General features: G+C 72.7%; 1 pseudogene. It reads right to left on the bottom strand.

Features of this window, described 5'->3' with window-relative positions:
- Nucleotides 1-708: pseudogene (locus I53_RS03970) on the bottom strand (hypothetical protein); the annotation flags it as partial.
- Nucleotides 709-983: the final 275 nt, after the last annotated feature.

Below are 983 nucleotides of genomic sequence, written 5' to 3'. Positions count from 1 at the left end.
GGGTCCCGTTGACCGGATCGCGCCCGAACAGGCCGTTGACCCGCGCGAAGACCGCGCGCTCGTGCCGTCCTCGTCGATCAGCCGCAGGCGCGCGTCGGTGACGCGGGCGCGTTCGAGGGCGCCGACCACGCCGCCCGAATCGAGGACGACACCGAAGATCGACGCGATCGCGGCCGAGAGCGGCGAGACGGTGCCGCGCACCCCGTCCACGCTCGGCGGCGTGTGCGGCGCGATATCGACCGGGTGGTTGGCCTCCGAGGCCGCGAAGGCGATGGAGCCGTCCCGGTGCAGCAGCGCGGTGGTCTGCGTCTCGCGGAACTCGATCGAGCGCGGCTGCACGTTGAGCCGCAGGAGTCCCCAGAGGTCGAGGCTGACGAGCGCCAGGGGCGCACGCACCACGAGGTCGCCCTGCGGGTTGCGGATGTCGAGGCCGGAGAAGCGCAGGCTCAGGGCGTTCTCGCGGTCGAGCTCCAGGCTGCTGCCGCGCAGCCCGATGCTCCAGCCGGGCCCGATCCGCTCGGCCACGGCGGCGGCGACGCGGCGCGACAGGCCGTCGATCTGCAGCGGCCCGTTCGACAGGCGCAGGGCCACGAGGCCGACACCGGCGCCGAGGAGCAGCACCAGCGCGAGGGCGCTCACGAGGCAGAAGCCACCCACGCGCCGCGCCCGCCCCCGAGGCCTGCCTGCCGACGTTGTCTCGTCCGCCATCGGGACCCTTGTTCCGGGGGCTCTGCGCGCGGCACCCTCGGGCACCGCGGCCGGTGGATCGAAGCACGCCCGCGCTTTACAGCGGCGGCGACTCCGGGCTTGGCTCGGACGTGCGCGGCGCAATCGCTTGAGGCCGCGCACGAGATCGGTTGCACATCATCAATCGGCCGAAAGGAAGGCACGATGCCGCTGTCAGAAGGGGATCTTGCCCCCGATTTCGACCTTCCCGCCTCGGGCGGAGGGCGCGTCGGATTGTCCGCGCTCAAAGGTCACAA

Source organism: Methylobacterium sp. B1 (genome assembly GCF_000333255.1).
GTDB classification, from domain to species: domain Bacteria; phylum Pseudomonadota; class Alphaproteobacteria; order Rhizobiales; family Beijerinckiaceae; genus Methylobacterium; species Methylobacterium fujisawaense.
This window is presented reverse-complemented; position numbering and strand designations above follow the sequence as displayed.